The sequence below is a fragment of the Moorena sp. SIO3I6 genome, from assembly GCF_010672095.1.
The window spans coordinates 1-2,361 of the sequence record NZ_JAAHHU010000729.1 but is presented as its reverse complement, the minus strand read 5'-3'; the positions used below and the strand labels follow the sequence as shown (position 1 = coordinate 2,361).

At 45.1% G+C, this 2,361-nt stretch carries 2 protein-coding genes; both read left to right on the top strand.

The genetic code is table 11. The features are described 5' to 3' along the window. Positions 1 to 84 precede the first annotated feature (84 nt). Positions 85 to 1,404, top strand: coding sequence for a TauD/TfdA family dioxygenase (locus tag F6K49_RS41955; protein WP_293107202.1), 1,320 nt, complete (start codon positions 85 to 87; stop codon positions 1,402 to 1,404). 48 nt (positions 1,405 to 1,452) lie between these two features. Further along, positions 1,453 to 2,361: TauD/TfdA family dioxygenase (locus F6K49_RS41950; protein ID WP_293107199.1), on the top strand; the 909-nt coding region annotated here is incomplete at its 3' end.

Sequence of the window (2,361 nt, the reverse complement as noted above, 5' to 3'; positions counted from 1 at the left end):
CTCTCACTCAAAGGTAATGGTGGGGGCTGAAGCCTAGTTCTCAAATAAATGGAAACCAAGTAAGACAAAGGATAAAGGTGAAAGATGACAACCCTACTTCGGCAACTCAAAGCCGCTTTTCGGATCGAATCAGTTGCAGTGACCAACAACGGTGTACAAGTCACTTGGAAAGATGGTCATCACAGCTTTTACCATAATCTCTGGCTGCGGGATGCTTGCCACTGTCCCGAATGCTTCCAGCGGGATACATTGAGCCTTAACAGCTCAGAAGGGGAAGGACATGACCCCCTGAAAATGCCACTCAATCCCATCACTGAAGCGGTCAAGGTCGATCGTGAAGGCAATTTGGATATAGTCTGGGGCGGTCAAGAACCTGGACATCACAGTGTATTCGATCCATCTTGGCTGCGAGTTCACTGTCAAACAGACCCCGCCCTCAAACAGCGACGAAAACCCCAACTGTGGGATTCATCAGTGTCCATCCCTCATTTTGATTACCACGAAGTGATGAAAGACGATTGGGCACTGTTGCTGTGGTTGGACAAGATGCTGGAATTGGGAGTAGTCATCATTGACAACGTCCCCAAGAATCGAGAAAGTTTTCAGGCACTGATAGAGCGGATTGGACCGATCCAAGAACGATATCATCCCACCCATATCTTTACGTTGGATACAGCAAACAAACTGGCAGGAAATATTCACCACGCCTATCAGTATATGAAACGTTTAGATAATCACACAGACCATGTATCTTACAACGTTCCTCCCAGACTGCAATTTCTCGGATGTATCCAATATGATAACCCAGACAATGACAAACAGGCATATTCTACCCTAGTGGATGGGTTCAAAATTGCCGAAGTTCTCAGAACCCAACAGCCAAAATTTTTCGAGTTGCTGACCACAGAGTATGTGCCAACAGGTCGCCGTCGCCTGGGTGTAGAAGAAAAGGTATCTAAGCATGAAATTGGCACCAAGAAGTACCAATGGGAAACTTATCATCGTCAGCATGTAATTAATTTAGATGAAACAGGTGAAGTCTACCAGATTCGTCACCATGAAAAAGACCGAGTGCCACTAGAGGTTTCTCCTGATAAGATTCAAGACTTATATGCAGCCTACCAAGCATTTACGGCACTAGCTGAAGCTCCTGAATATAACGCCGAATTTCTGATCGCTCCGGGACAAGTATTAGTTAATGACAACTGGCGATTACTCCACGGGCGTACCGCCATTCACAATCCTCAGCTGCGACGAGTTTTACTGGGAGCCTACATGAAGCCAGAAACATTCCGTAGCAGACGGCGACTGTTACTAGGCAAAAAAAGCGGTATGTCAGATATCTGGTTAATGGGATGCTCAGACCGTGCTTTAGAAATTCTGGCAGACCGCACCACAATTTAAACAAACCAAATACATTAGGAGCTTGATAAATAGGAGCTTTAAATTAAAATGACCACGCTACTTCAACAACTCAAACCCGCTTTTTGCATCAAATCCATAGCAACCCATGACAATGGTGTAGAGATCACTTGGAAAGATGGCCATCAAAGCTTTTACCATCATCTCTGGCTCCTAGATAGCTGTCGCTGTCCTAAATGCTTTCAGCGAGATACCTTAAGCCTCAATAGCGGACATGACCTCCTCAAAATGCCCCTAAACCCAACTCCTCAAGAGGTGACAATTGATCCTGAAGGCAATTTGGATATTGTCTGGGGTGGTCAAGAAACAGGGCATCACAGTGTATTCGATCCTTCCTGGCTACGAGTTCATTGTTACGATGACCCAGCCCTTAAACAAAAATCAAAACCTCAACTTTGGGATGCATCAGTGTCTATCTCTTATTTTGATTATCATGAGGTGATGAATGATGACGACGTTTTATTGTCCTACCTGAATCAGCTCGTCGAACTAGGGGTAGCAGTAATTGAGAATGCTCCAAATGACGAACAAAGCTTTCGGGCATTGGTGGAACGGGTGGGGCCTTTACGACAACGTTATCATCCCACCAATGTATTTACTATGGATAGAAAGAACGCAGTTGCTCAGGCTATCCAACATTCTTATCAATTGGGACGTTTAAGAAATCATACAGACGTTACTGCCTACGATATTCCCACTGGAATCCAATTTCTGCAATGTACCCTCTACGACAACCCGGATAACGACAGACAAGCCTATTCCACCGTCGTTGATGGTTTCAAATTAGCAGAGGTAATCAAAACCGAAAACCCCTACTTCTTTGAGCTACTTACCACAGAATATATACCAGCAGGTCGCCGACGACTGTCTGTGGAAGAGAAACTATCGGAAAATGATTCCGGCCCCCGGAAATACGAATGGGAAGCTTACCGGCGTAAT

Coding starts and splice junctions, on each gene's coding strand:
- F6K49_RS41955 (WP_293107202.1), top strand. CDS start 85: ATGACAACCCTACTTCGGCAACTCAAAGCCGCTTTTCGGATCGAATCA.